Below are 25961 nucleotides of genomic sequence, written 5' to 3'. Positions count from 1 at the left end.
CCCCAGGCCGGCACCGGAGGCGGCGCCGGTGCCGGGCTGGGGGGCGGGGTCACCGCCGGCGACTTGCCCACCGCCAACAGCATTTCGCCGGTTCGCCGGGACAACTGCCAACCCCCTTGGAAGGGCGTGAATTCCATGGGGAAGTGAAAGCTGGCGTTTGCCGGCTGGGCGGTGTTGACGTCGATGGTCGCCACCACGTCGGCGGGGGTCTTGTCCGACCAGGCGATGTCGTGCGCGACGAAGTTCATGGGTAGGTAGCCGTTGTCGCGCAACGCGTTGGAAAACTTGCCCAGGGTGTCCGCGCTTTCGGGGGTCGCGCCTTCGACCAGACCCACCTTGTTGATACCGGATACGTTCGGGTCGACGAGCCGGGTCAAGATGTCGGTAAGGGCTTCAGGCGTCGGCAGCGGGGTAGTCGGAAAACTAGCGACCGTGCTCGACGTGGCTGGGGCCGCCGCGGGCACGGAGGAGGCAATTCGGGGTTGCTGATGCGACGAACATCCCGAGAGTCCGACCGCCGCCAGGATGGTGGCGGCGCTCAACGTTGCGGACAGGTGTCGGTGCATCCCGTCGATCAGGCCGGCTGCGGGGTCGGGACGCTGTGCGGAGGGGGCACCCGGCGCGCGGTCGGGCCAACGGGTGCAACTGAACTCACACCCGCGCTCGCCGCGCCGACGTCGGCTGAGCCGACTAGGCCGGTGGCGAGGCTTTTTGCGGTCACAGCGGCCCTTTCGATCAGCGAGATTAGTGGCCGAGATTACCAGCGAGACGAAAATCTTAACTTTTCGTGGGTATTTGACTCCGCACATCATTGGTCAATCGCCGGTAGCTTTGAAGTATCCACCGCGCCAATTCGGTGTGGGAAAGGAGCGCAACATGGGTGGCTCAGAGCGTTCTGAATCATTCGGTACCCCCCGTGAGTCAGGCATGTCCCCCGGCGATGCTGCCGAATTGGAAGAATTACGCCGCGAGGCAGCGCTGCTGCGCGAGCAACTCGAGCATGCGGCCGGGCAAGGCGGCGCCCGCTCCGCGCGCGATGTGCATCAACTGGAAGCCCGCATCGACTCGCTTGCGGCCCGCAACTCGAAGTTGATGGAGACGCTCAAAGAGGCGCGCCAGCAACTACTGGCGTTGCGGGAGGAAGTCGATCGGCTCGGGCAGCCGCCGAGTGGTTACGGCGTATTGTTGGGCGCGCACGAGGACGACACCGTCGATGTGTTCACCTCGGGCCGCAAGATGCGCCTGACCTGCTCGCCGAACATCGAGGTCGCGTCGCTGCGCAAGGGCCAGACGGTTCGCCTCAACGAGGCGCTGACGGTCGTCGAGGCCGGCACCTACGAATCGGTCGGCGAGATCTCCACGTTGCGTGAGCTGTTGGCCGACGGGCACCGCGCGTTGGTCGTCGGTCACGCCGACGAGGAGCGCATCGTCTGGCTGGCGGAGCCGCTGGTGGCCGAGGACCTGCCGGAGGGACACCCCGACGCCCTCAACGACGACACCAGGCCGCGCAAGCTGCGGCCGGGCGACTCGTTGCTGGTCGACACCAAGGCGGGCTACGCGTTCGAGCGCATCCCCAAGGCCGAGGTCGAAGACCTGGTGCTGGAAGAGGTGCCCGACGTCAGCTACCAGGACATCGGTGGCCTGACTCGCCAGATCGAGCAGATCCGCGATGCGGTGGAGCTGCCCTTCCTGCACAAGGAGCTGTACCGGGAGTACGCGCTGCGCCCGCCCAAGGGTGTGTTGCTGTACGGCCCGCCCGGCTGTGGGAAGACGTTGATCGCCAAGGCGGTGGCGAACTCGCTGGCGAAGAAGATGGCCGAGGTGCGTGGGGACGACGCGCGCGAGGCGAAGTCCTACTTCCTCAACATCAAGGGCCCGGAGCTGCTGAACAAGTTCGTCGGCGAGACCGAGCGGCACATCCGGCTGATCTTCCAGCGGGCCCGCGAGAAGGCGTCCGAGGGAACACCGGTGATCGTGTTCTTCGACGAGATGGACTCGATATTCCGCACCCGCGGCACCGGCGTCTCCTCCGATGTCGAGACCACCGTGGTCCCGCAGCTGCTGAGTGAGATCGACGGGGTGGAGGGGCTCGAGAACGTCATCGTGATCGGCGCCTCCAACCGTGAGGACATGATCGACCCCGCGATCCTGCGGCCCGGCCGTCTGGACGTGAAGATCAAGATCGAGCGGCCCGATGCCGAAGCGGCGCAAGACATCTTCTCGAAGTACCTGGTCGAGACGCTGCCGGTGCATGCCGACGATCTCGCCGAGTTCGGGGGCGACCGTTCGGCCTGCATCCGGGCGATGATCGAAAAGGTCGTCGAGCGGATGTACGCCGAGATCGACGACAACCGGTTCCTGGAGGTCACCTACGCCAACGGTGACAAGGAAGTCATGTACTTCAAGGACTTCAACTCCGGAGCCATGATCCAGAACGTCGTCGACCGGGCGAAGAAGAACGCGATCAAGTCGGTGCTGGAAACCGGGCAACCGGGTCTGCGCATCCAGCATCTGCTCGACTCGATCGTGGACGAGTTCGCCGAGAACGAGGACCTGCCCAACACCACCAACCCCGATGACTGGGCACGGATTTCGGGTAAGAAGGGCGAGCGGATCGTCTACATCCGCACGCTGGTCACCGGCAAGAGCTCGAGCGCATCGCGGGCCATCGACACCGAATCCAACCTCGGCCAATACCTGTAAGGCGGCGCGCCGGCGCGGTGCGGTTCAGCGTCAGTCGGTCACCAACGAGTAGCTGTTGGTCAGATTGTCCTGCAGCACTTGGGCCGCCCGGGTCCGGGTGTCCACGCGCAGCTCGTCGGTGAGGACACGGGGCTGGTAGGTCCACCCCGCCGGCAGGTCGAGCCGGTCGGCGAGTCGCGGCAAATCGGCTTGCGACAGGTTGGGGTCGGCGACTTGGCTCAGGGTCTGCATCACCCAGTGCTGTCCCTGGGGGTCGATGAGTTCGTAGATCTGTTGTCCGGCGTTGAAGACGAAGACGGTGTGGCGATTGACCTTGTTGGGGACATAGGGCGCGGGATTCATCGAGGACAACAGGACCGTCGCCTGCTGGATCATCTCGATGCCGCCGAAGGTCTTGGTCACCTGCGGACCTTGGGCTTGTTTCTCGATGGCGTTCATCAGCCAGTACCGCGGACCGTTGAGCAGCGCTGCGGCCACGCCGTTTTCGGCGGCGATGGCGTGCGGGTCGAGCGCGGACCACAGTTCGGCGGGGCAGTCGTTGAGCGGAAAGCTGTTGTAGACCGTTGCCTGCGGGCCGGCCTCGCCGGAAGTTACCAGTAGCACTTCGCCGTAGCGTTTTCCGGCCAGGTCGAGCGAGTGTTTACCGACGTGGTCGGATTCGGGGGCGGACACACGGTGAAGTTAGTCACTACCGTCGGTGCCGTCAACAGCAAGCGCGGACGGCGCGACCGCGCCGCGGTAGCGGTTGCGGGCCGCCAGGGCGGTGTGCAGATCGTCGATCAGCGGGTCGAGGAACATACCCCGATACTCGGCGTCGTCGACCGCGCGGGCGCTGATGTACATGAACGTCAGCGCGCCCAGGAACAGGCACATGTGGATCAGCGAATCTGGCGCCGGGAACGTGAAGCCGAATACCGTCGAGGTGGTGGCCGTGTTGTGCGCCCATTCCTTGAGTAGTGGTGGCGTCAAGATGATCAGGCCGAGGACCAGATACATCGTCGCGGCGACGGCGGCCACCACCAGGATCTCGATGAGTTGTGAGGTCGCCAGCAGAAACACCACGTTGAGGCGTTCTGCGCGTTTCAGGGGGGTGCCGGCCGCGGGATCATGCATCGTCGCAAACGGTGTGCCGGCGAGGTTCTCACTACCTTGGGGCAGCGACGCCGTCGACTTCAACAGGGGTCGCACTCGTTCCACGGTCTTGGACACGACGAAGGTCCCTGCAATGCCGAGCAGGAAAACGATTGCCAGCGAAAGTCTTTCGCCGTTGATGTTCGCCGCCATCAGCCAGACGTAGGTGTTGAAGAACACCAACGCGGTCAGCAGCACGATGGGCAGGGCGCGGACCGCCAGCGTGCCAACCGTGGACAGGTGCTCCATCGTCATGCGCACCGCCCACGCGAACACCGACCCAACGCCGCTGCCGGTCAGCACGAACACCAGGACCAGGATGACGGCGTGCCGGGTCAACTGCATGGGGCCGGATTCGATGACACCGCACGCGATCGCGAGGCCCAGTGCCACGGTCGCGACGGTCGCGCGGTTGCGCCCGCTCGACGTCCGCGATACCAGCCAACCGGCCAGGGCGGCCAGCGGGAGAGCGACCGCGAGCAGCGCCAGAATCACCCACTGGTGAGTCGTCGGCGTTCCGCTGATGAAGACCTCTTTGCCGTCGCTGACGAAATAGACGCCCAGCAGGCAGACCTCCACCGCCGCCCAGGCCGCCAGCGCGGGAGCGCACCGCGGCCACAGCCGCCGCCACCGGCCGCGCCGGGTCAGCACCGACGGCAACCCACGCTCTAAGAACCACTGTTCAGCCGCGGCCGCCTGCCTGCGGTCCGGCGTGCGGCGCGGAGTTGGGTCCACATCCGGTCACCCTAGTGGCGCGGCAACCTCGTGCCGGGCGTTTTCCCCCTGCGCGAGGACGGATCGTCGCCCGGCCTACGCTGAACGCATGCAACGGATTATCGGGACGGAGGTCGAGTACGGCATTTCGTCGCCGTCCGACCCGACCGCCAACCCGATCCTCACCTCGACCCAAGCGGTGTTGGCCTATGCGGCCGCCGCCGGCATTCAACGCGCCAAGCGCACCCGATGGGACTACGAGGTGGAATCGCCACTGCGCGACGCCCGCGGTTTCGACCTGAGCCGCTCGGCGGGTCCGCCCCCGGTGGTCGACGCCGACGAGGTCGGCGCCGCCAACATGATCCTGACCAACGGGGCGCGGCTCTACGTCGACCACGCACATCCCGAGTACTCGGCGCCCGAGTGCACCGACCCGCTCGACGCGGTGGTCTGGGATAAGGCCGGCGAGCGGGTGATGGAGGCCGCCGCCCGGCACGTCGCCAGCGTGCCCGGGGCCGCCAAGCTGCAGCTCTACAAGAACAATGTGGACGGCAAAGGCGCCTCCTACGGCGCGCACGAAAATTACCTGATGTCGCGGCAGACGCCGTTTTCGTCGATCATCGCCGGACTGACCCCCTTTCTGGTGTCCCGGCAGGTGGTGACCGGCTCCGGCCGGGTCGGCATCGGGCCGTCCGGTGACGAGCCCGGCTTCCAGCTGTCCCAGCGCTCCGATTACATCGAGGTCGAGGTCGGCCTCGAAACCACGCTCAAGCGGGGCATCATCAACACCCGCGACGAACCGCACGCCGACGCCGACCGGTACCGCAGGTTGCACGTCATCATCGGCGACGCCAACCTGGCCGAGACGTCGACCTATCTGAAGCTGGGCACCACGGCGCTGGTGCTGGACCTGATCGAAGTCGGCCCGGAGCACGGGATCGACCTGAGCGACTTGGTGCTGGCCAGGCCGGTGCACGCGGTCCACGCGATCAGCCGCGATCCGTCCCTGCGGGCCGTCGTGGCGCTGGCCGACGGTCGCGAATTGACGGCCCTTGCGTTGCAACGGATTTACCTGGACCGGGTGGCGAAGCTGGTCGACAGCCGCGACCCCGACCCCCGCGCCGCCGACATCGTCCAGACCTGGGCCCAGGTGCTCGACCAACTCGAGCGGGACCCGATGGAATGCGCCGAGGTGCTCGACTGGCCGGCCAAGCTGCGGCTGCTGGAGGGCTTCCGGCAGCGGGAGAATCTCAGCTGGTCGGCGCCGCGGCTACACCTGGTCGATCTGCAGTATTCCGATGTCCGGCTGGACAAGGGCCTGTACAACCGGCTCGTCGCGCGTGGCTCGATGAAGCGTCTGGTCACCGAACACCAGGTGCTGGAGGCCGTGGACAACCCGCCGACGGACACGCGCGCGTACTTCCGGGGTGAATGCCTGCGCAGGTTCGGCGCCGACATCGCCGCGGCCAGTTGGGACTCGGTGATCTTCGACCTGGGTGGCGACTCGCTGGTTCGGATTCCGACGCTTGAGCCGCTGCGCGGCAGTAAGGCGCACGTCGGAGCACTGCTGGATTCGGTGGATAGCGCCGCCGAACTGGTGGAACAACTCACCAGCTGAGCCGGTTAAACCGGGGAACGTCGGGGTTGACCGGTAGGGTAGAGATACCAGCGGGGCAGTGTGGCTGACGAACCAAGCAAGCCGCTGAACAAGTTCACATGAAGCAGGAGGCCGGCGATGGCTCAGGAGCAGACCAAGCGTGGCGGTGGTGGTGGCGACGACGACGATTTCGCCGACAGCACGGCCGCGGGCCAGGAGCGCCGCGAGAAGCTAGCCGAGGACACCGACGATCTGCTCGACGAGATCGATGACGTCCTCGAAGAGAACGCTGAAGACTTCGTCCGGGCATACGTCCAAAAGGGCGGACAGTGACCTGGCCCTTCTCCGACCGTCTCTCCGCTAACTCCCCCCTCCCGGCAAATCCCGCCGTAGACCTGTCGTCGTTTGCTGACTTCCTGCGCCGTCAAGCGCCGGAGCTGCTGCCGGCGACTCTCGGCGGCGCGCAAGCCGGCGGGGCCGGCTCGCAGCTGCCGCACGGCACGACCATCGTGGCCCTGAAATATCCCGGTGGCGTTGTCATCGCCGGCGACCGTCGCTCTACCCAGGGCAACATGATCGCCGGGCGTGACGTGAAAAAGGTATACGTCACCGACGACTACACCGCCACGGGCATCGCGGGCACCGCGGCCATCGCCGTCGAGTTCGCCCGCCTCTACGCGGTGGAACTCGAGCACTACGAGAAGCTCGAAGGTGTGCCGCTCACGTTCGCCGGCAAGGTGAACCGGCTCGCGATCATGGTGCGCGGAAACCTGGCCGCCGCGATGCAGGGACTGGTGGCGCTGCCGCTGCTGGCGGGCTACGACATCCACGCGGCCGACCCCGAGGGAGCCGGCCGGATCGTCTCGTTCGACGCCGCCGGCGGCTGGAACGTGGAAGAAGAGGGCTACCAGTCGGTGGGGTCGGGGTCGATCTTCGCCAAGTCGTCGATCAAGAAGTTGTACTCGCGCGTCGTCGACGCCGATTCCGCGGTGCGGGTGGCCGTCGAGGCGCTGTACGACGCCGCCGATGACGATTCCGCCACCGGCGGACCCGACTTGGTGCGCGGTATTTACCCGACGGCGGTCACCATCGGTGCCGAAGGGGCGGCCGAGGTGCCCGAGCGGCGGATCGCCGAGCTGGCCCGCGAAGTTATCGAAAGTCGCTCGCGCGCCGATACTTTCGGCCCCGATGGCGGTGAGAAGTGAGCTTTCCTTATTTCATATCGCCCGAGCAGGCGATGCGCGAGCGCAGCGAGCTCGCACGCAAAGGCATCGCGCGCGGCAAGAGCGTGGTCGCGCTGGTCTACGCCGGTGGTGTGCTGTTTGTGGCGGAGAACCCGTCGCGGTCCCTGCAGAAGATCAGCGAGCTCTACGATCGCGTGGGCTTCGCAGCCGCGGGCAAGTTCAACGAGTTCGATAATCTGCGGCGCGGCGGAATCCAGTTCGCCGACACCCGGGGCTACGCGTACGACCGCCGCGACGTCACCGGCCGCCAGCTGGCCAACGTCTACGCCCAGACTTTGGGCACCATCTTCACCGAGCAGGCCAAGCCGTACGAGGTGGAGTTGTGCGTCGCCGAGGTGGCGCACTACGGCGAGACGAAACCGCCTGAGTTGTACCGCATCACCTACGACGGGTCGATCGCCGATGAGCCGCATTTCGTGGTGATGGGCGGTACGACGGAGCCGATCACCACCGCGCTCAAGGAGTCCTACGCCGAGAACGCCGACCTGCGCGACGCGACGCAGATCGCTGTGAAGGCGTTGCGGGCCGGCAGTGCCGACGGTTCCAACGGGGATCTTTCTCCGGATGTGGGCAGCCTGGAGGTTGCCATCCTGGACGTCAGCCGGCCGCGGCGGGCGTTCCGGCGGATCAACCGGGCCGCCCTGGAAAACCTGTTGCACGAGGGAGATTCGAAGCAGCCGGAAAGCAACGGCGAAGCGCCGGATTCCAACGGCGACTCCGCGGGCTGAATCGGGCGTGTCCGCGCGTGTTCGCTATCGGCAGAACACCGAGCGCACGGGTGCGGTTCTGGGACCGCTGGTACCCAGGGTGCTGGTGAGCCGTCGCCGGAGGCGCTAGCGGGCCGCGGGAAAGTCGTCGGGACCCGTAGGCGCGGCTTCCGCGCCCTCCCGGTCGGACAACCAGTACCCTCGATTACGTGCAGCGACGAATTATGGGCATCGAGACCGAGTTCGGTGTCACCTGCACCTTCCACGGCCATCGCCGCCTGTCCCCGGACGAGGTCGCCCGTTATCTCTTCCGGCGCGTCGTGTCCTGGGGGCGCAGCTCCAACGTTTTCCTCCGCAACGGTGCCCGCCTGTATCTCGACGTGGGCAGCCACCCCGAGTACGCGACGGCCGAGTGCGACAGCCTGGTACAGCTGGTCACCCACGACCGGGCCGGCGAATGGGTGCTGGAAGACCTGCTCATCGACGCCGAACAGCGGCTCGCCGACGAGGGCATCGGCGGCGACATCTACCTGTTCAAGAACAACACCGATTCGGCGGGCAACTCCTACGGCTGCCACGAGAACTACCTGATCGTGCGGGCCGGCGAGTTCTCCCGGATCTCCGATGTGTTGCTGCCGTTCCTGGTCACCCGCCAGCTGATCTGCGGGGCCGGCAAGGTGCTGCAAACCCCCAAGGCGGCGACGTTCTGCCTTTCCCAACGTGCCGAGCACATCTGGGAGGGTGTCTCCTCGGCCACCACCCGCAGCCGTCCGATCATCAACACCCGCGACGAGCCGCACGCCGACGCCGAGAAGTACCGGCGGTTGCACGTGATCGTCGGCGACTCCAACATGTGCGAGACCACCACCATGCTCAAGGTGGGGACCGCGGCGCTGGTGCTGGAAATGATCGAGGCCGGCGTTCCCTTCCGCGACTTCTCGCTGGACAACCCCATCCGCGCCATCCGGGAGGTCAGCCACGATGTCACCGGCCGCCGGCCGGTGCGGCTGGCCGGCGGGCGTCAGGCCAGCGCGCTGGACATCCAGCGCGAGTACTACACCCGCGCCGTCGAACACCTGCAGACCCGCGAGCCCAACGCCCAGATCGAGCAGGTCGTGGACCTGTGGGGGCGTCAGCTCGACGCTGTCGAGAGCCAGGACTTCGCCAAGGTCGACACCGAAATCGACTGGGTGATCAAGCGCAAGCTGTTCCAGCGCTACCAGGACCGCTACAACATGGAGCTGTCCGACCCCAAGATCGCCCAGCTGGACCTGGCCTATCACGACATCAAGCGCGGGCGCGGCGTGTTCGACCTGCTGCAGCGCAAGGGCCTTGCGGCGCGCGTGACCACCGACGAGGAAATCACGGAGGCGGTCGACCATCCGCCCCAGACCACCCGCGCCCGGCTGCGTGGCGAGTTCATCAGCGCCGCCCAGGCCGCGGGCCGCGACTTCACCGTCGACTGGGTGCACCTCAAGCTCAACGACCAGGCCCAACGCACCGTGCTGTGCAAAGACCCCTTCCGGGCGGTCGACGAGCGGGTCAAGCGGCTGATCGCCAGCATGTAGCTCCACCGCTCACCATTGGTCGCACCAGTCACACCAGTCCCGCCAGGGCGGCCCATGCTCCCGCCGGAAACGTGATAGCGCCGGCGCTATCAAATTCTCGAAGGCTGTGGTGCTCGCCGGCTCGTGACTGGTGTGGCGATTGTTAATGGTGCGACTCGCCAGCCGGTGCAGGCGCGGCGCGAGCGCCAGCTATAACCTGGTGCGAATGGCGACCTCGAAAGTCGAGCGGTTGGTCAATCTCGTCATCGCCCTGCTGTCCACCCGCGGCTACATCAGCGCGGAGAAGATCAGGTCCAGCGTGGCCGGGTACGCGGACAGTCCCAGCGCCGAGGCGTTCTCCCGCATGTTCGAGCGCGACAAGAACGAGCTGCGCGATCTGGGCATACCGCTGGAGGTCGGCAGGGCGTCGGCCCAGGATCCCACCGAGGGCTACCGCATCAACCGCGACGCCTACTCGCTGCCGGCAGTCGAGCTGACTTCGGACGAGGCGGCCGCGGTAGCCGTCGCGACGCAATTGTGGGAGTCGCCCGAGCTGATCACCGCCACCCAGGGCGCGTTGCTCAAGCTGCGTGCTGCCGGGGTGGACGTCGACCCCGACGCGCCGGTGGCCATCGCCTCCCCGGCCGGCGTGCCCGGGCTGCGCGGGTCGGAGGAGGTTCTCGGAGTCCTGTTGTCGGCCATCGATTCCCGGCAGGCGGTGCAGTTCCCGCACCGGCCGTCGCGGGCCGAGCCGTACAGCATGCGCACCGTGGAACCGTGGGGCGTCGTGACCCAGAAGGGTCGCTGGTATCTGGTGGGCCACGACCGCGACCGCGACGCCACTCGCACCTTTCGGCTGTCGCGAATCGGCGCCGAGGTCAGGCCGATCGGCCCACCCGGGGTGGTCGTCGTGCCCGAGGACGTGGACCTGCGCCAGATCGTCGCCCGCACGGTGGCCGAGATCCCGACCGGTGGGCAGGCGCGGGTGTGGGTCGCCGACGGGCGGGCCACCGCGTTGCGGCGCGCCGGGACGTCGACCGGCACGCGGCAGCTGGGCGGCCGCGACGGCGACGTGGTCGAAATCGACATCGGATCCAGCGACCGGTTGGCCCGCGACATCGCCGGCTATGGGGCCGACGCCATAGTGCTCGAGCCGCAGTCCCTGCGCGACGACGTGCTGGCGCGGCTGCGCGCCCACGTGGAGGAGGCGAACCAGCCATGACCCCCATATCCACGCGATTGATCCGGCTGCTCAACATGGTGCCGTATTTCCAGGCCAACCCGCGGGTCACTCGGGCCAAGGCGGCCGCCGACCTCGGGGTATCCGCCAAGCAACTGGAAGAGGACCTCAACCAGCTGTGGATGTGCGGCCTGCCCGGTTACTACCCGGGTGACCTGATCGACTTCCAATTCTCCGGCGACACCATCGAGGTGACGTTCTCCGCGGGCATCGACCGGCCGCTCAAGCTCACCTCACCGGAGGCCACCGGTCTGTTGGTGGCGTTGCGGGCACTCGCCGATATCCCGGGCGTCGTCGACCCGGAGGCGGCACGCAGCGCGATCGCCAAGATCGAGGCCGCGGCCGGCGCCATCGGGCACGACGCCACCGGCTCGGTGGCAGCGGTCGACGAGCCCGCGCCCGCGGAAAGCCGCGCGGCGGCCGCGGTCCGCACGGCCGTCCAGCACAAACGCGCGCTGGCCATCGACTATTACTCCGCGTCGCATGACACCCTTACCAGCCGGATCGTCGACCCCGTCCGGGTACTGCTGATCGGTGGCCACAGCTACCTGGAGGCCTGGTCGCGGGAATCGGACGGGGTGCGGCTGTTCCGCTTCGACCGGATCGTCGATGCCACCGAGTTGGACGAGCCGGCGGCCCCGCCCGAACTGGCGCTGCAGGCCCCGCCGGACACGTCGTTGTTCGACGGAGATCCGTCACTGCCGTCGGCCAAACTGCGGGTCGCGCCCTCGGCGTCGTGGATGTTCGAGTACTACCCGATGCGTGAGGTGCGGGAGTTGCCGGACGGATCCTGCGACGCGGTGATGACCTACGCCTCCGAGGACTGGATGACGCGCCTCGTGCTGGGCTTTGGGTCGGACGTGCGGGTGCTTGAACCGGAATCACTCGCGAGACGTGTCCGGGATGCGGCGGCCGCGGCGTGCGAGTCCTATCAGGCGCTTACCCACTGAGGTCACGGCGCGGGCGCCCCGGGGGACCGTCGCACTGCGGTAGCATCGGGTAGACGTCTGGAGGTAATCAAAGTGGGCAGTCTTAGTCCGTGGCACTGGGCGATCCTCGCCGTGGTGGTGATCCTGCTTTTTGGTGCCAAGAAGCTCCCCGATGCAGCACGTTCGTTGGGCAAGTCGATGCGCATCTTCAAGTCTGAGCTGCGCGAAATGCAGAGCGAGAACAAAGCGGAGTCGTCGGCCCTGGAGACGAACAGCGCGACCAACAGTGCCCCCTCCGCCGCGAACCCCACTCCCGTGCAGTCGCAGCGGGTCGACGCCCCGGCGGCGGCTCCCGAGCAGGGGCACTCCGAAGCTCGCCCGGCGTAGCCGGCCATCGTCGTCGCGGTGCCCGAACGCCACTGAACGAGCGTCGTGAAAGTTTTCAAGGTTTCAGCGCGCACTGCCGGCGTGCTGAGGCGCCTCAATCCGCGTAACAGGCGCAGCCGCACCAATCCCGACGCGACGATGTCGCTCGTCGACCACCTGACGGAGCTGCGCACGCGTCTGCTGCTCTCGCTGGCCGCTATCCTGGTCACCACGATCTTCGGGTTCGTCTGGTACTCGCATTCGATCTTCGGGCTGGAAAGCCTCGGCGAGTGGCTGCGCCATCCGTACTGCTCGCTGCCTCAATCCGCACGCGCGAGCATCAGTGCCGACGGTCAATGCCGGCTGCTGGCCACGGCCCCGTTCGACCAGTTCATGTTGCGGCTCAAGGTCGGGCTGACCGCCGGGGTCGTGCTGGCCTGCCCTGTGTGGTTCTACGAGCTGTGGGCATTCATCACGCCGGGGCTCTACCAGAAGGAGCGGCGCTTCGCGGTCGGGTTCGTCGTCCCCGCGGCCGTGCTGTTCGTCGCTGGCGCGGTGCTGGCGTACTTCGTGCTGTCCAAGGCGCTGGGCTTCTTGCTGACCGTCGGCAGCGACGTGCAGGTGACCGCGCTGTCCGGGGACCGGTATTTCGGATTCCTGATCAACCTGTTGGTCGTGTTTGGGGTCAGCTTCGAATTTCCGCTGCTGATCGTCATGCTCAACATGACGGGCATGCTGCCCTACGAGCGGCTCAAGTCGTGGCGGCGCGGCCTGATTTTCGCGATGTTCGTGTTCGCGGCCGTCTTCACCCCCGGGTCCGACCCGTTCTCGATGACCGCCCTCGGCGTGGCGCTGTCGGTGCTCCTCGAGTTCGCCATCCAGATCGCCCGCCTGCACGACAGGCGGAAGGCCAAGCGCGAAGCCCAGGCGGTGATCCCGGACGACGAGGCATCGGTCATCGAGCCGCCCGCACCGGTACAGGACCCGGTCTGGGAGCCGTCGTTCACCGGCCAGCATGACGATGTCACCTAACCCGTCGGTGCCACAGGACGTGACGGAGCTCGTCGAGCTGACCCGATTCACCGCGGAACTGCCCTTTGCGCTGGACGGCTTTCAGCAGCGGGCGTGCGCCGCGCTCGAGCGCGGTCACGGCGTGCTGGTCTGCGCGCCGACGGGGGCGGGCAAGACGGTGGTGGGCGAATTCGCCGTGCACCTGGCGCTGGCCGCGGGCGGAAAGTGCTTCTACACCACGCCACTCAAGGCGCTGAGCAATCAGAAGCACACCGACCTGACCGCGCGCTACGGGCGCGACCGGATCGGCCTGCTGACCGGTGACATGTCGGTGAACGCCGACGCTCCCGTGGTGGTGATGACCACCGAGGTGCTGCGCAACATGCTCTACGCCGATTCGCCTGCGCTGCAAGGGCTTTCCTACGTGGTGATGGATGAGGTGCATTTCCTGGCCGACCGGATGCGCGGCCCGGTATGGGAGGAAGTGATCCTGCACCTGCCCGACGAGGTGCGAGTGGTCAGCCTGTCGGCGACGGTGAGCAACGCCGAGGAATTCGGCGGCTGGATCCAGACGGTGCGGGGCGATACGACCGTAGTGGTCGACGAGCATCGGCCGGTGCCGCTGTGGCAACACGTCTTGGTGGGCAAGCGCCTCTTCGACCTGTTCGACTACCGCGGCTCCGAAGCCGGCGGACAGCCGATCGCCGGCCACGAGTCGCGCGTGAGCCCGGACCTGGTGCGCCACATCGCGCATCGCCGGGAGGCGGACCGGATGTCGGACTGGCAGCCGCGCAGGTCGCGGGGCGGGCGCGGTGCGCCTGGCCGGCCGCGGTTCTATCGTCCGCCCGGCCGGGCGGACGTGATCGCGACGCTGGACTCCGAGGGGCTGCTGCCGGCGATCACGTTCGTGTTCTCCCGCGCCGGCTGCGACGCCGCCGTCCAGCAGTGCCTGCGCTCGCCGCTGCGGCTGACCACCGAGGAGGAGCGCGCGCAGATCGCCGAGGTGATCGAGCACCGGTGCGGTGATCTTGCCGACGCCGACCTGGCGGTGCTCGGCTACTACGAGTGGCGCGAGGGGCTGTTGCGCGGTCTGGCGGCCCACCACGCCGGGATGTTGCCTGTTTTCCGGCACACCGTCGAGGAGCTGTTCACCGCCGGGCTGGTCAAGGCGGTCTTCGCTACCGAGACCTTGGCGCTCGGCATCAACATGCCCGCCCGCACGGTGGTGCTCGAACGTCTGGTGAAGTTCAACGGCGAGCAGCACATGCCGCTGACGCCGGGGGAGTACACGCAGCTGACCGGGCGCGCCGGGCGGCGCGGCATCGACGTCGAGGGCCACGCGGTGGTGCTGTGGAATCCCACCGACGAGAACACCGAGCCGGCCGCCGTGGCGGGCCTGGCGTCCACCCGCACCTTCCCGCTGCGCAGCTCGTTCGCCCCGTCGTACAACATGACGATCAACCTCGTGCAACAGATGGGTCCCGAGCAGGCCCATCGGCTGCTGGAGCAGTCGTTCGCCCAGTATCAGGCTGACCGCTCGGTGGTCGGCCTGGTCCGCGGCATCGAGCGCGGCACGGCGATGCTCGGCGAGATCGCCGCCGAGCTCGGCGGGCCGAAGGCGCCGATCCTGGACTATGCCCGGATGCGTGCGCGCATCACCGAGATGGAGCGCGCGCAGTCCCGCGCGTCGCGGCTGCAGCGGCGGCAGGCGGCCAGTGACGCGCTGGCCGCGCTGCGGCGCGGGGACATCATCAACATCACCCACGGCCGGCGCGGCGGGCTGGCGGTGGTATTGGAATCCGCCCGCGACGGCGACGATCCGCGCCCGCTGGTGCTCACCGAAAACCGCTGGGCCGGCCGGATTTCGACGGCCGACTACTCGGGAGCGGCGGCCCCGGTCGGTTCGATGCCGTTGCCCAAGAGGGTCGAGCACCGGCAACCGCGGGTCCGTCGTGACCTGGCGTCCGCGCTGCGGTCGGCGGCCGCCGGGTTGGCCGTTCCGGCGAGGCGGCGCAGCGGTCGCGGCGACGACGACGGCTTCCACGACCCCGAGCTGGCGTCGTTGCGCGAGGAGCTTCGTCGGCACCCGTCGCACAACGAACCCGGCGTGGAGGCCCAGGTCCGGCAGGCCGAGCGCTACCTGCGCATCGAACGCGACAACGCCCAATTGGAGAAAAAGGTTGCCGCCGCGACCAATTCGCTGGCGCGGACGTTCGACCGGATCGTCGGCCTGCTCACCGAGCGTGGCTTCATTCGAGGCCCGGAAACCGATCCCCACGTCACCGACGACGGCCGGCTGCTGGCTCGCATCTACAGCGAGAGCGACCTCCTGGTCGCCGAATGCCTGCGCACCGGCGCGTGGGCCGATCTGAAGCCCGCCGAGCTGGCCGCGGTGGTCTCGGCGGTGCTGTACGAGAGCAGGGGCTCTGAGGGCCCGCGGGCGGCCTTCGCCGCCGAGGCGCCCACCCAGCACGTGCGGCAGGCGCTGCAGCAAACGTCGCGGTTGTCGTATGCGTTGCGCACCGACGAGCAGACACACCGGATCGCACCCAGTCGGGAGCCCGACGACGGTTTCGTCAACGTCATGTATCGCTGGGCCAAGACCGGCGACCTGGCCGCCGCGCTGGCGGCCGTCGACCCGGCCGGCACCGGCTCGCCGCTGCTGGCGGGGGATTTCGTGCGCTGGTGCCGGCAGGTGCTCGATCTGTTGGACCAGATTCGCAACGCCGCCCCGGACCCCGAGCTGCGCGCCACCGCCAAGCGCGCCATCAACGACGTTCGGCGCGGCGTCGTCGCTGTTGACGCCGGGTAGGCTGAGCCGAAGCTACCGTAGATGCGGAAATCACAACGCCGATGATTCGTGCCGAGACACAAGGGGCTGAGGAGAGACGATGAGCGGACCGCAGGGACCGGAACAGCAGTGGCAACCGCCCGGCCAGGGCGATCACTCCTCCGAGCCGACCCAGGTCGGCTCGCCCTGGCAGCAGCAGCCGGGCCAGGAGGCGACCTGGCAGGCCCCGGCGTACACGCCGCCCGCCGATTACCCGCAGTACCAACAGCCGGCCGAGCAGGCGTACCCGCAGCAATACCCGCAGCAGCCCGGATATCAGCAGCCCGGGCAATACGGGCAGCCCGGTCAATATGCGCAGCCCGGCCAGTACGGGCAGCCGGGGCAATACGGCCAGCCGGGCCAGTACCAGCAGCCGGGGCAATACGGTCAGCCGGGACAGTACGGTCAGCCCGGACAATACGGTCAGCAGGGCCAGTACCCGCAGCAGTACCCGCCGTACGAGCAGCAGCCGGCCAAGAAGCGGTCGGTCGGCGTAATCGCCGGCGTGGGCGGGGTGATCGCGTTCCTGCTCATTGCGGTCGTACTGATACTCGGCTTCTGGCAGCCCGGGTTCTTCGTCACCACCAAGCTGGACGTCAACAAGGCGCAGACCGGTGTGCAGCAAGTCCTGTCCGACGAGACCAACGGCTATGGGGCCAAGAACGTCCAGAACGTCAAGTGCAACCACGGCCAGAACCCCACCGTCAAGAAGGGTGCCACCTTCGACTGTGACGTCAGCATTGACGGCGCCCCCAAGCACGTGACGGTGACCTTCCAGGACAACAAGGGCACCTACGAGGTCGGCCGCCCGCAGTAGCCGGTTACGTCGGTAGCGCGTCGAGCGCTTTCTGCAACCGGGCTATCGAGGACCCGACGCCCAGTTTGGTCGCCAGCTTCGCCGTGCGTTGCGGGTCGTCGGCCACCAGTGGTAGCGCGTCGGTCGGCGTCGACAAGCTGACGGGCGCGTCGGTGGCCACCCGCACCACCTGCCCCGCGGCCTCGATGTAGTCGGTCGCGCCCAGCAGTTTCGAGCGCAAACCCTTGGCCATCTTCGATTTCGGATCGTAGGCGGCCGCCAGGATTTGTTCCAGCGATCCGTGCTGAGCCAGCAGGGTCGCCGCCGTCTTCTCGCCGACGCCCGGGACGCCCGGCAGGCCGTCGGACGGATCGCCGCGCATCAGCGCGAATTCGGCGTAGGCCGGCCCCGCCCGATGCTCCGGCACACCGTAGTGTTCGGCGACCTCAGGCGGCCCGAACAGGGTGGCTTTGGTCAGCCCGCGGCCCAGGTAGAGCACCCGGACCGGAACGGGATCGTCCGACACCACCTGCAACAGGTCGCGGTCGCCACTGACCACCACCACCGGGTCACGGCGTTCTCGGGCGGCGAGCGTGCCGAGCACATCGTCGGCCTCGAATCCTTCGGCGCCCGCGGTCGGGATCCCGAAGGCGTCCAACAGGTCCATGATCATGTCGATCTGCGGTGTCAGGTCGTCGGGGACCTCCTCGACGTCCGGCTCACCTGCGGGCTCTGGCTGCGCGACACGATGCGCCTTGTAGGAGGGGACGAGGTCCACCCGGAACTGCGGTCGCCAATCCAGGTCCAGGCACACCACCAGCCGACTGGGGCGTTGTTGGTTGATCACCACGGCCATCGAGTCGATGAATCCGCGCACGGCGTTGACGGGCCGGCCATCTGGGGCGGTGATCGAGGACGGCACCCCGAAATACGACCGGAACCACATGCTGGCCCCGTCGAGTAGCAGTAGCGGCGCAGGCATGCTGGCTATCCTGCCAGCGCCGACGCCAACCGGTTAGCCTGGCTGCCATGGAATCTCATCGGTTCGGCGCCGGGGTGTATGCCCGCCGGCTGGCGGCGGCGGCCGCGGCGACCGCAGACGCGGGGTTGTCCGGGCTGGTAATCACGCCTGGGTACGACCTGCGTTACCTCGTCGGTTCGCGCGCCCAGACCCACGAGCGTTTCACGGCACTGGTTCTGCCGGCGTCCGGTGACCCGACGGTGGTCGTCCCGCGGCTCGAGCTGGCCTCGCTCAAGGGGTCGGCCATCGCGGAACTGGGGCTGGCGGTGCGGGATTGGGTGGACGGGGACGACCCTTACCAACTGGTCGGAGCGGCGTTCGGCGGCGGTCCCGCGGCCGCAGCCGTCACCGATTCCATGCCGGCCCTGCACCTGCTGCCGCTGGCCGGCGTGCTCGGAGTGCTGCCCGTCCTGGCCACCGACGTGATGCGCACGCTGCGGATGGTCAAGGAGGAAGGCGAAATAGACGCGCTGCGCAAAGCAGGCGCGGCCATCGATCGCGTGCATGCCCGGGTGCCGGAGTTTCTGGTCCCCGGCCGCACCGAGACCGACGTGGCCGCCGACATCGCGGAAGCGATTGTCGCCGAAGGGCATTCAGAGGTATCTTTCATCATCGTTGGCTCCGGACCGCACAGCGCCGAACCGCACCACGGCTACTCGGATCGCGAACTGCAAGTCGGTGACATCGTCGTCGTCGACATCGGCGGGGCGTACGAGCCCGGGTATCACTCCGACTCGACCCGCACCTACAGCATCGGCGAGCCGAAACCCGAGGTGGCGCAGCGCTATTCGGTGCTACAGCGCGCCCAACGCGCGGCCGTCGACGCGGTGCGTCCGGGCGTGACGGCCGAGCAGGTCGACGCGGCCGCACGCGACGTGCTGGCCGACGCCGGGCTTGCGGAGGCTTTTGTGCACCGCACCGGCCACGGCATCGGGCTGTCCGTTCACGAGGAGCCTTACATCGTCGCGGGTAATGACCTGCCGCTGGCCGCGGGCATGGCCTTCTCTATCGAGCCCGGCATTTACTTCCCGGGCCTATGGGGTGCCCGCATCGAGGACATCGTCGTCGTGACCGACGACGGCGGCCTGGCCGTCAACAACCGGCCGCACGACTTGATCGTGGTGCCGGCGGCTTAGCATCCGGGCCTCTGCGGCGCGTACGTTTGGGCTTGATGTCACTTCTCGATTTGACTCTGCTTCCGATTCGCATCGCACGCCACATCGCCGACACACTGGTGCATCCCGCCGCACCGGCACCCGCGCCACCGGGTGAGCTCGTCGCGGTCGGCGGGATGCCCGAGGGGGTGCCACCGGCGGCCCTACGCCCCGAGCCGCAACTTCCGGTGCCGTCGGGATGGCCGTTCGGCGAGGAGTTTCCGCGGACCTGTGGCACCGGCCGCATGGCCGGCGGTGCCCTCTTTTGGACCGATTTCCTGTACGACGACCACGGGGCGACCGGCCTGCCGATCGGCGACCTGAAAGTGCAGGCGCCGCCGCGCGGCACCTACATCTATCCCGATGGTCCCGCTGCCCGCAACGGCGCCGACATCTTCCGGGTCGCGATCGGGCTCACCGCGACCCACACGTGGTGGCGGATCGACTGGAACACCTTGCTCGACGCGTCGGTTCCCATCGCGCTGTTCACCCTCGACACCGACCCAGCCCGAAACGCGCCCCAGCAGTGGCCCGCCGGGGCCGGGGTGCGCTCGGCCGGAATCGACATGGCCCTGCTGATTTCGGGCAGTGGCGCCGCGCTGATCGACCTGACCACCCAGTCCGCCACGCCCGTACAGCACAGCGTCGACATGGGCTCGCGATCGTTTCTGGCGCAGGTGCCGCGGACCTTGCTGGAGCCGGCCGGCACCTGGACGGTGCGGCTGGCATCGGGGCTGGCCAATGGGTCGGGTGACGCGTTCGTCGACGTGCCCGCCGAGCATGGTGCGCTGCCCGGGCAGCCCAACGTCTACAACGTCGCGTTCCGCACCGACGAACAGGAGCCGCCGCACCTGAACTTCTGGTCGGATTCCGCCCAGGCCGAGGCCTTGACCGGCGGCGACGTGTCGAAGTTCGCCGTTAAGGTGGCGTGGGATCGGCTGGCGGTCGGCGAGACCGCCGCCGAGCCGGTGATCACCGGCCCGTCGACGCGGTGGTACGTGTCCTCGGTCGAGTTGGGCCAGGGTGTCGCCGCGGACGACATCTTGAGCACCAAGCCGCAGTTCCTCGGCCGGGTGCAGCCGTATTCGGTATGCCTGCCCTCGACTTTCAAGCCGGGCCGCACGCTGCCCTTGACCCTGTTGCTGCATTCGCTCGCCCTGGGACAGAGCCAGTTCGCCGCCATCGACCCCCGTTTGCTGCATCAAGTGTGCGAGGGCCGCGACTCGGTGGTGGTCACGCCGCTGGCCCGAGGCCCGTCGACGTGGTATTTCGACACCGGAGAACTCGACGTCTGGGAAGTGTGGGCGCGCGTCGCCGAACAACTGGGCACCGATCCCAATCGCACCGTGATCTCGGGCTACTCGATGGGTGGTTATGCGGCCTACAAGTTGGGATTAACTTATCCGCAAGTGTTTTCGCAGGCGGTCGTGCTGGCCGGTCCGCCGGCGTGCGGGGTGCGGCTGCTTCCCGACGTCGACATCCCGGCCGATCTCGACCCGGACTCGCCGTGTGCCCGCGAGGGCGATACCTGGAAGCTGCTGGTGAACGCCCGCTGGCTGCCCTATGTCATCGCGCACGGGCTGGTCGACGAGCTGGTGCCGTTCCCGTCGGCCGCCGAACAGGTGCTCGAACTCGACAGGCTGGGCTACCGGCACCGATTCACCGTGTATCCGCTCGAGGATCACATCGCCTGGGTGTTGCAGGACAAGTTCGAAGACCCGATCGCCCACATGGAAACCGGCTTACGCCAAGCGGATCCGGGACACATCACGTTTGCGTGGCATCCGCAATTGGTGCGCGATGACCTGGGTATCGGGCCGCATCGGGTGTGGTGGCTGTCGGATCTGACGGCGGACCCCGCTGTGACGGCGCGGCGCGGGGCCGTCGCCGAAGTCGACGCACGTTCGTATGCGCGCCCGGACCCCACCCACACCGTTCGGCATCATCGCGGGTTCATCCTGAACTTCGACCCGACCCCGGGTGTGTACAGCGAACTGGACTGGCGGGTGGGCCCGCCGGTCGGTCCGTTGCCGTATCTCACGCTGCGGCTCACCGGCGTAGCCGGGATCACGGTTGATGTCCAGCGGGCCGGACTGGCCGCCTTGCCGGCATCGACGATCACGGTGGCCACCGACACCGCCGCCCGGATCACCCTGCATGGGCTGCCTGGCGGGCTCAGTGTGCAACTTGACGGTCGGCCAGCCGGACCGGCCTTCGCGGTGCCGGCGGGACGGCACCGCATCACGTTGGCCGCACAGGTTGTTGACGAATGAGTTGTGGCTCCGTTGTGAGCGCGGCTAGCTTGGCAAAGCCATCACTGGGTGAATAGCGCCTGCGTGCGGGCTGGACGAGAATTTCGCGCGTGGCTCCGTTAGCGGTGGATCCCGAGGCGTTGTACGCCGCGGGTAGCGCGGTGGCAGCCGCTGGCGACGCTTTGGCGGCGAACCTGTCGATCTTGACGGCCGGCTTTTCGGCCCACACCGGTGTTGACCGAGCCGGCGAGGTGTTCGGCTTGACGTATCAGGAGAAGGCCGAGTCGGTGCTGAAGGCGGCCGCTGCCGCCGTCAACGCCTGCCGGAAAAGCGGGGCCGTCATACAGCAAGGCGCGTCGAACTACTCCCACGTCGACGCGGCGTCGACGCTGGGCGGCGGACGTGGTGCTTTGACGCCACCGTCCCCGCCGGCCGAGCTTGCCGCGCCAGGGCCGCCTGGGACGTGGGGGCCCGGCCAGCCGCCTCCTCCGCTGTGGGCGCTCGTGCAATCGTTTGTCCTCGAGGCATGGCCCGACGGCGACGTGGCGGGTCTGCGTGCGGCTGCATCTCGTTGGCGCGCCTTCGGTGCGGCAGCCACCGGTGTGAAGGGGAGCCTCAACGCGTCCAAGATGCTGTTCGACGGCCAACACATTCCTGAAGGCGAGAAGATCGACCACGCGTTGACCGAAATCGGCTCGTCGACAGCGACTATCGGCGACCTGTGCGACGCATTGGCCCGCACCATCGACACGTTCGCGAATAAGGTCGACCACGCCCAAACCGCGATCCGGGATCTGTTGCGTCGCATCGAGTCCCTGGGCGACCTCGGTCACGACGTGATGCTCATCATCGACGGCGACGCGTGGGACGAGATCAAACAGATCGTCAAGGACATCAATGCAGTGCTGCAGCATCTTGGGCAGGAAGCCAGGGCCTGCGAGGACGCGATCAGGTTCGTCATGCAAGAGGCCGATCGCGCGGTCACCACATGCGAGAAGTACGCGCGCCGCGGGCTCGTCCAATTCCTCGGGGACGACGTCGGTAACCCCATCGCGACGATAGCCGACACCTGGATCAATGCCCAGGAGGGCGTCCTCAAAGGTGTGGTCGGCATGGGGTTGGGCCTCGTCGACATGAGCCCGCATTGGATCGCCGCCGATCCCCAGGGTGCGGCCGCCACGTGGACCGGCTTGGTGAAAAACGCCTGGAAAGAAAGTTTGATCAATGCCGCGGTCAATCCCAACGAATTCGCAGAAGCGAGGCTGCAGGAGCTGAAAGGCCTTGTGCATGCGAAGGATTGGAGTACGGCTCGGCCGGGATTGGCCGCCGGTGAAGTCGCATTCGACGGCTTCACGCTGATCGCCCCAGGCCTCGGCGAGGCAGGTGCAGCGGCCGATGGTGCGGGAGCGGCTGCACGTGGCGCAGGGGAAGAGGCCGAGGCCGCGGGTGGCGCTGCTGGGCGCGCCGGTGGGGAAGGCGCAGCGGGAGCGCGCGCCGCGCTGACTGACATCACCAAGGCCGGCGGCGACGTGACCAAGAACCTCGAAGGCGTTGCGGGTGATCTGCCGGAAATCAAACCGCCCGCTGGTGGTACGCCGGTGGGTCTGCCATCCGGCAAACCGTTTGAGCCGCCGGTCGAGTCGGCGCCACGGCCGCCCGACGTCGCAGCGGGTGCGCCAGGACCAACTGCCGCGCCCGAGCCAACGCCCTCGGATGCTCCGGGACCGGGGACTGGTCCGCATGATCCGGCGGGGGGTGGACCACACGATCCCGCAGCGGCTCCACCAGCAGCACCAGCGCCGGCGGGTGGTGTTCCCGATTCGCCCGGTGAGCCGGCACCCGCTGCGGCGCCAGCGTCAGCTCCTCCGCCTGGCGACCTCCACGAGCCGTTGTTCGCGCCGGCGGACTCTGCGCCGGCTCCGGCGGCGGGTGGTCCCCACGATCTGCCGCCGGTGGAAGCTGCGCCGGCTCAGCCAACGGGCGCGGATAGTTCGCACGAAGGGGTATCGGTACCGGCTGAGGCTCGCGTTCATTCAGCTGATGCTGCGCCTATGGGCGGTCCGCATGAACCAGGATCGGTTCCTGCCGGCGGCCCCCTTGACCCGACGTCGGCGCCGCAGAGTCGTCCCCATGAGCCAGTGCCGGCGCCGGTGAGTGATCCGCGGGAACCGGTACCGGCCGGCTCAGCTACGGCCGCCGTACCCGCTGCAGCGGGCGATCGAGTGCCAGCGAACGTGGCGCAACTGGCCGAACATTCACCCGCGCGTGCGCCGGTAGCGCCGTGGGGACCGCCAGTGGAGTCCGCGCCGGTCAGCGCCAGCGCGCCAAGACCCGCGCTTGCTGCCGCCCCCGCGGCTTCTACACCACATTTCAGCGCACCGGCAAGCCGCCCGGTCGAGATGCCAGCGCCGGGTCGCGCATGGCATAGTCCTGGCGACGGGGAGCCGCCAATCGGTGAGCCGCCGCATGACGGAAGACCGAGCGGTCCCGGCGACGGCCATCCGGCCGGCGGTAAGACAGATGGGCAACCACACGACGGCGGCGGTCGGCGAGGGCATGGCGACGGGGATGCACCTGGTGGCCGCAGAGAAGGGCACCCGCCGGACGGCGAGGGTCCAGCAGGACCGGAGAGTGGAGATTCTCCGGGTGGCGAACGTCAGGACCCCGTACATTCACATGAGCCCGCTGGTGATGGATGGCATCGGTTATCGGACGAGGCGCTTGACCCCAACTACGGAAATCCGCTGGACGACCACTGGGATTTCGGTGACGATCCGGTCGATCCCACGAAGATCGACGATGCCGTCGCCAAGCTGGTTCATGACCCTCGAGCACCATATGGTCGTGATCCAGAAGGGCGCCCGTATACCGAGCAAGAGTATGCAGAACGCTTCAATCAGCTAGGCAAGGACGGACAACATTGGGCTAACTTCCCGCTGAATGACGGCGCGGTTCCGGGAACACGGGTTTCCTATGAAAATCTCAGATCCTTCGTACGCGACTATGGCTCGCTTCTTGATCGGGTCGGCAAGACCAATGGTAAGTACTTAGCCGTGATGGAAGATGGCCTACCAGCTTCATGGGAGGAGCGTGCGCTCCACGTCATGAATCTCCGCGATCCCTACCACAGTTATGCCTTAGGAGAACTCCCGGAAGGCTGGACTATCGAAGTATCGGAGGTGGCGCCCGGAGTCGGTCAACCGGGTGGATCGATCCAAGTCCGAATATTCGATGCTGATGGCAAAGCGCAGATAATTGACAAGCTCAAGGTCCGAGGAGTGCTTAAGTAATGGCAAGCGTCGTCGATCTTTCTCCTGATTTACAACGGTGGGTCCGTGTCGCCGGATTAGACATGCTTCAGGGCAGTCAGACGAATGACGGTCGAACCATTATCTGGAACACCGGTGGGGAGTCACGTTACTTCATCGGAGGTGTCGACGAATGGTTTGTCGTGACTTCATCTGATCGCATGGGACCTGAGGCATTCGAGTTTGCCGGGCGAACAATGGCGACAGTAGAAAAGTATCTCTACGGACTGTTCGGTTTATCTGCCCGAGGTGAAGAATTACCTATCGTAAGAATCCCTTTTCAGCGTAGCCAGTTACGTGCAGGCTATAGCATCGGTAAACAGACATTCGCCGGACGAGAGCGCCACGCACTGATTGATGACCGGGGTATCTATGTCGCTATCGCAGGAGTAGAGGATCTCGTCGAGCTGTCTCATTACATCGATGCTACGGGAAAGGCGATAGAAGAATCTTTTTTGTCCGCTGACGGCGAACCTCTGTTTGGGCAGAGGGATTGATGGTGATAAACGGTATCGATGCTCCATCTTCTGTCAAGCAGGTGAGGCATCGTTCATCAGAGGTCTGATCATAGTTCATCACGGGTTCCTGGTCCCCGGTGCGAGAGGTTGAGACGAAATATTGGTCGTCAGGCGGCACAGCGAGGAAGAAATGGATGCGGACACGCTTAATGCCGCAATTGTAGCGGCCATCAAAGATACGGTTGTACCGCATGTCGACAAAGAAAAAGTGTCGGAAATCTTCGGAGCTGCTGAGGCTGAGCTCATCGCAGCACGAGTTTCTGATTTGGTTCACGAGGCGGCCAGCACGCCTATCGTATGGGGAGATGTGACCTTGCAGGAAGGAGTGAACGAAATTCTCCGTCGATTTCACGACAAGCATCCGGATTTGACTCGGGAGGCGCTGCATGAGATTGGACGTTGCGTCGGATGGAACCTGCGCTGATGCCGTCATTCAGTAGCGGCTTGCGGCCTGCCCGACTCGGCCGCTACTGCTCGCCCCGGTCCAGCAATCCCGACGATCCCAACACCCGCTCCACCCGCACCTCGATAACCACCCGCCGCGGGTTGGGACGCGGGGTGCGATACCGCTGGGCGTACCGCAGTTCGGCATCGCGGACGGCGTCGCCATCGCTGTTCACCTTGGACCGGCCCTCGAGCGACAGCCACCGTGCGCCGTCGACCTGACTGAGTACCGCCACCCCGCCACGATCGGCATTCACCGCCTTCTGCGAGCCGCCGGTGGTGATGACTCGCGCGATGTGGGTCTTCGGATCGAAGGTGAAGCCCACCGCCACCACATGGGGCGAATTGTCGGCTCGCAGCGTGGTCAGCATGGCCAGATGCCGTTCGGACAGAAACGCCAGCGCATCGTCGGTGAGCCGGGTAGTGGTATTCGCCATCACCGCCCACGC

Annotated in this window: 22 protein-coding genes; 17 read left to right on the top strand and 5 right to left on the bottom strand. The window is 67.0% G+C overall.

Annotation, left to right across the window (positions count from 1 at the left end; translation table 11 throughout):
- Positions 1-566 (bottom strand): hypothetical protein (locus A5756_RS06390; protein WP_066949098.1); only part of this gene is annotated, 566 nt, incomplete at its 3' end.
- A gap of 310 nt (positions 567-876) precedes the next feature.
- On the opposite strand from A5756_RS06390, the gene arc reads away from it, so the two are divergent.
- Positions 877-2703, top strand: coding sequence for a proteasome ATPase (gene arc / locus A5756_RS06385; protein ID WP_066949164.1), 1827 nt, complete (start codon positions 877-879; stop codon positions 2701-2703).
- A 30-nt stretch (positions 2704-2733) separates the two neighbouring features.
- On the opposite strand, the gene A5756_RS06380 is transcribed toward arc, so the two are convergent.
- A complete protein-coding gene (locus tag A5756_RS06380; RefSeq protein WP_066949089.1) occupies positions 2734-3375 on the bottom strand; it encodes a hypothetical protein in 642 nt (213 codons plus the stop codon).
- Positions 3376-3384: 9 nt separating this feature from the next.
- Complete coding sequence (locus A5756_RS06375; protein WP_066949087.1) at positions 3385-4569, bottom strand: hypothetical protein; 1185 nt, start codon at positions 4567-4569, stop codon at positions 3385-3387.
- 88 nt (positions 4570-4657) lie between these two features.
- On the opposite strand from A5756_RS06375, the gene dop reads away from it, so the two are divergent.
- From dop to A5756_RS06320, 11 genes are all read left to right on the top strand, one after another.
- Positions 4658-6166: a pup deamidase/depupylase gene (gene dop / locus A5756_RS06370; RefSeq protein WP_066949085.1), complete on the top strand. Its 1509-nt coding sequence runs from the start codon at positions 4658-4660 to the stop codon at positions 6164-6166.
- 117 nt (positions 6167-6283) lie between these two features.
- Complete coding sequence (locus A5756_RS06365) at positions 6284-6478, top strand: ubiquitin-like protein Pup (protein ID WP_007170369.1); 195 nt, start codon at positions 6284-6286, stop codon at positions 6476-6478.
- A complete protein-coding gene (gene prcB / locus A5756_RS06360; protein ID WP_066949083.1) occupies positions 6475-7350 on the top strand; it encodes a proteasome subunit beta in 876 nt (291 codons plus the stop codon). The genes A5756_RS06365 and prcB overlap by 4 nt, the downstream gene beginning before the upstream one ends.
- On the top strand, positions 7347-8117 hold the full coding sequence (gene prcA, locus A5756_RS06355) for a proteasome subunit alpha (protein ID WP_066949081.1): 771 nt from the start codon (positions 7347-7349) through the stop codon (positions 8115-8117). Before prcB ends, prcA begins: the two co-directional genes overlap by 4 nt.
- 188 nt (positions 8118-8305) lie before the next feature.
- Positions 8306-9664, top strand: coding sequence for a Pup--protein ligase (gene pafA, locus A5756_RS06350; protein ID WP_156622714.1), 1359 nt, complete (start codon positions 8306-8308; stop codon positions 9662-9664).
- Positions 9665-9869: 205 nt separating this feature from the next.
- Positions 9870-10865: a YafY family protein gene (locus A5756_RS06345; RefSeq protein ID WP_066949162.1), complete on the top strand. Its 996-nt coding sequence runs from the start codon at positions 9870-9872 to the stop codon at positions 10863-10865.
- Complete coding sequence (locus A5756_RS06340; RefSeq protein ID WP_066949075.1) at positions 10862-11833, top strand: YafY family protein; 972 nt, start codon at positions 10862-10864, stop codon at positions 11831-11833. Before A5756_RS06345 ends, A5756_RS06340 begins: the two co-directional genes overlap by 4 nt.
- A 72-nt stretch (positions 11834-11905) precedes the next feature.
- The gene (gene tatA, locus A5756_RS06335; RefSeq protein ID WP_066949072.1) at positions 11906-12199 is read left to right on the top strand and encodes a Sec-independent protein translocase subunit TatA; all 294 of its coding nucleotides are present in this window, start codon (positions 11906-11908) and stop codon (positions 12197-12199) included.
- Between the two features lie 45 nt (positions 12200-12244).
- The gene (gene tatC, locus A5756_RS06330) at positions 12245-13210 is read left to right on the top strand and encodes a twin-arginine translocase subunit TatC (RefSeq protein ID WP_156659271.1); all 966 of its coding nucleotides are present in this window, start codon (positions 12245-12247) and stop codon (positions 13208-13210) included.
- A gap of 19 nt (positions 13211-13229) precedes the next feature.
- Entirely contained in the window at positions 13230-16001 is a 2772-nt protein-coding gene (locus tag A5756_RS06325) for an RNA helicase (protein ID WP_066949061.1), read from the top strand.
- Positions 16002-16080: 79 nt separating this feature from the next.
- A complete protein-coding gene (locus tag A5756_RS06320) occupies positions 16081-16836 on the top strand; it encodes a DUF4333 domain-containing protein (protein WP_066949058.1) in 756 nt (251 codons plus the stop codon).
- 4 nt (positions 16837-16840) lie between these two features.
- Here the strand turns inward: A5756_RS06320 and A5756_RS06315 are convergent, their stop codons facing one another.
- A complete protein-coding gene (locus A5756_RS06315) occupies positions 16841-17797 on the bottom strand; it encodes a 5'-3' exonuclease (RefSeq protein WP_066949055.1) in 957 nt (318 codons plus the stop codon).
- 47 nt (positions 17798-17844) lie between these two features.
- On the opposite strand from A5756_RS06315, the gene A5756_RS06310 reads away from it, so the two are divergent.
- The 5 genes from A5756_RS06310 (at position 17845) to A5756_RS25295 (ending at position 25492) form a co-directional block, all read left to right on the top strand.
- Entirely contained in the window at positions 17845-18972 is a 1128-nt protein-coding gene (locus tag A5756_RS06310) for a Xaa-Pro peptidase family protein (RefSeq protein ID WP_066949053.1), read from the top strand.
- 35 nt (positions 18973-19007) lie between these two features.
- Entirely contained in the window at positions 19008-21263 is a 2256-nt protein-coding gene (locus A5756_RS06305) for an alpha/beta hydrolase-fold protein (protein WP_066949050.1), read from the top strand.
- Positions 21264-21352: 89 nt separating this feature from the next.
- Positions 21353-24532 (top strand): TNT domain-containing protein, encoded by a 3180-nt coding sequence (locus A5756_RS26630; protein ID WP_082959995.1) that lies wholly within the window; start codon positions 21353-21355, stop codon positions 24530-24532.
- Positions 24532-25047 carry a TNT antitoxin family protein gene (locus A5756_RS25300; RefSeq protein WP_082959994.1) on the top strand — a complete coding sequence of 172 codons (516 nt, stop codon included), beginning with the start codon at positions 24532-24534 and terminating at the stop codon, positions 25045-25047. Before A5756_RS26630 ends, A5756_RS25300 begins: the two co-directional genes overlap by 1 nt.
- 151 nt (positions 25048-25198) lie before the next feature.
- Positions 25199-25492, top strand: a complete 294-nt coding sequence (locus A5756_RS25295; RefSeq protein ID WP_082948134.1) for a hypothetical protein — start codon at positions 25199-25201, stop codon at positions 25490-25492.
- 43 nt (positions 25493-25535) lie between these two features.
- Here A5756_RS25295 and A5756_RS06285 read toward each other — a convergent pair whose 3' ends face one another.
- Complete coding sequence (locus A5756_RS06285; RefSeq protein ID WP_066949040.1) at positions 25536-25949, bottom strand: F420-dependent biliverdin reductase; 414 nt, start codon at positions 25947-25949, stop codon at positions 25536-25538.
- Positions 25950-25961 lie beyond the last annotated feature (12 nt).

This window comes from Mycobacterium sp. 852002-53434_SCH5985345 (assembly GCF_001667155.1).
GTDB lineage: Bacteria > Actinomycetota > Actinomycetes > Mycobacteriales > Mycobacteriaceae > Mycobacterium.
The sequence above is the reverse complement of the archived record's forward strand: the minus strand, read 5'-3'. Positions and strand labels throughout refer to the sequence as shown.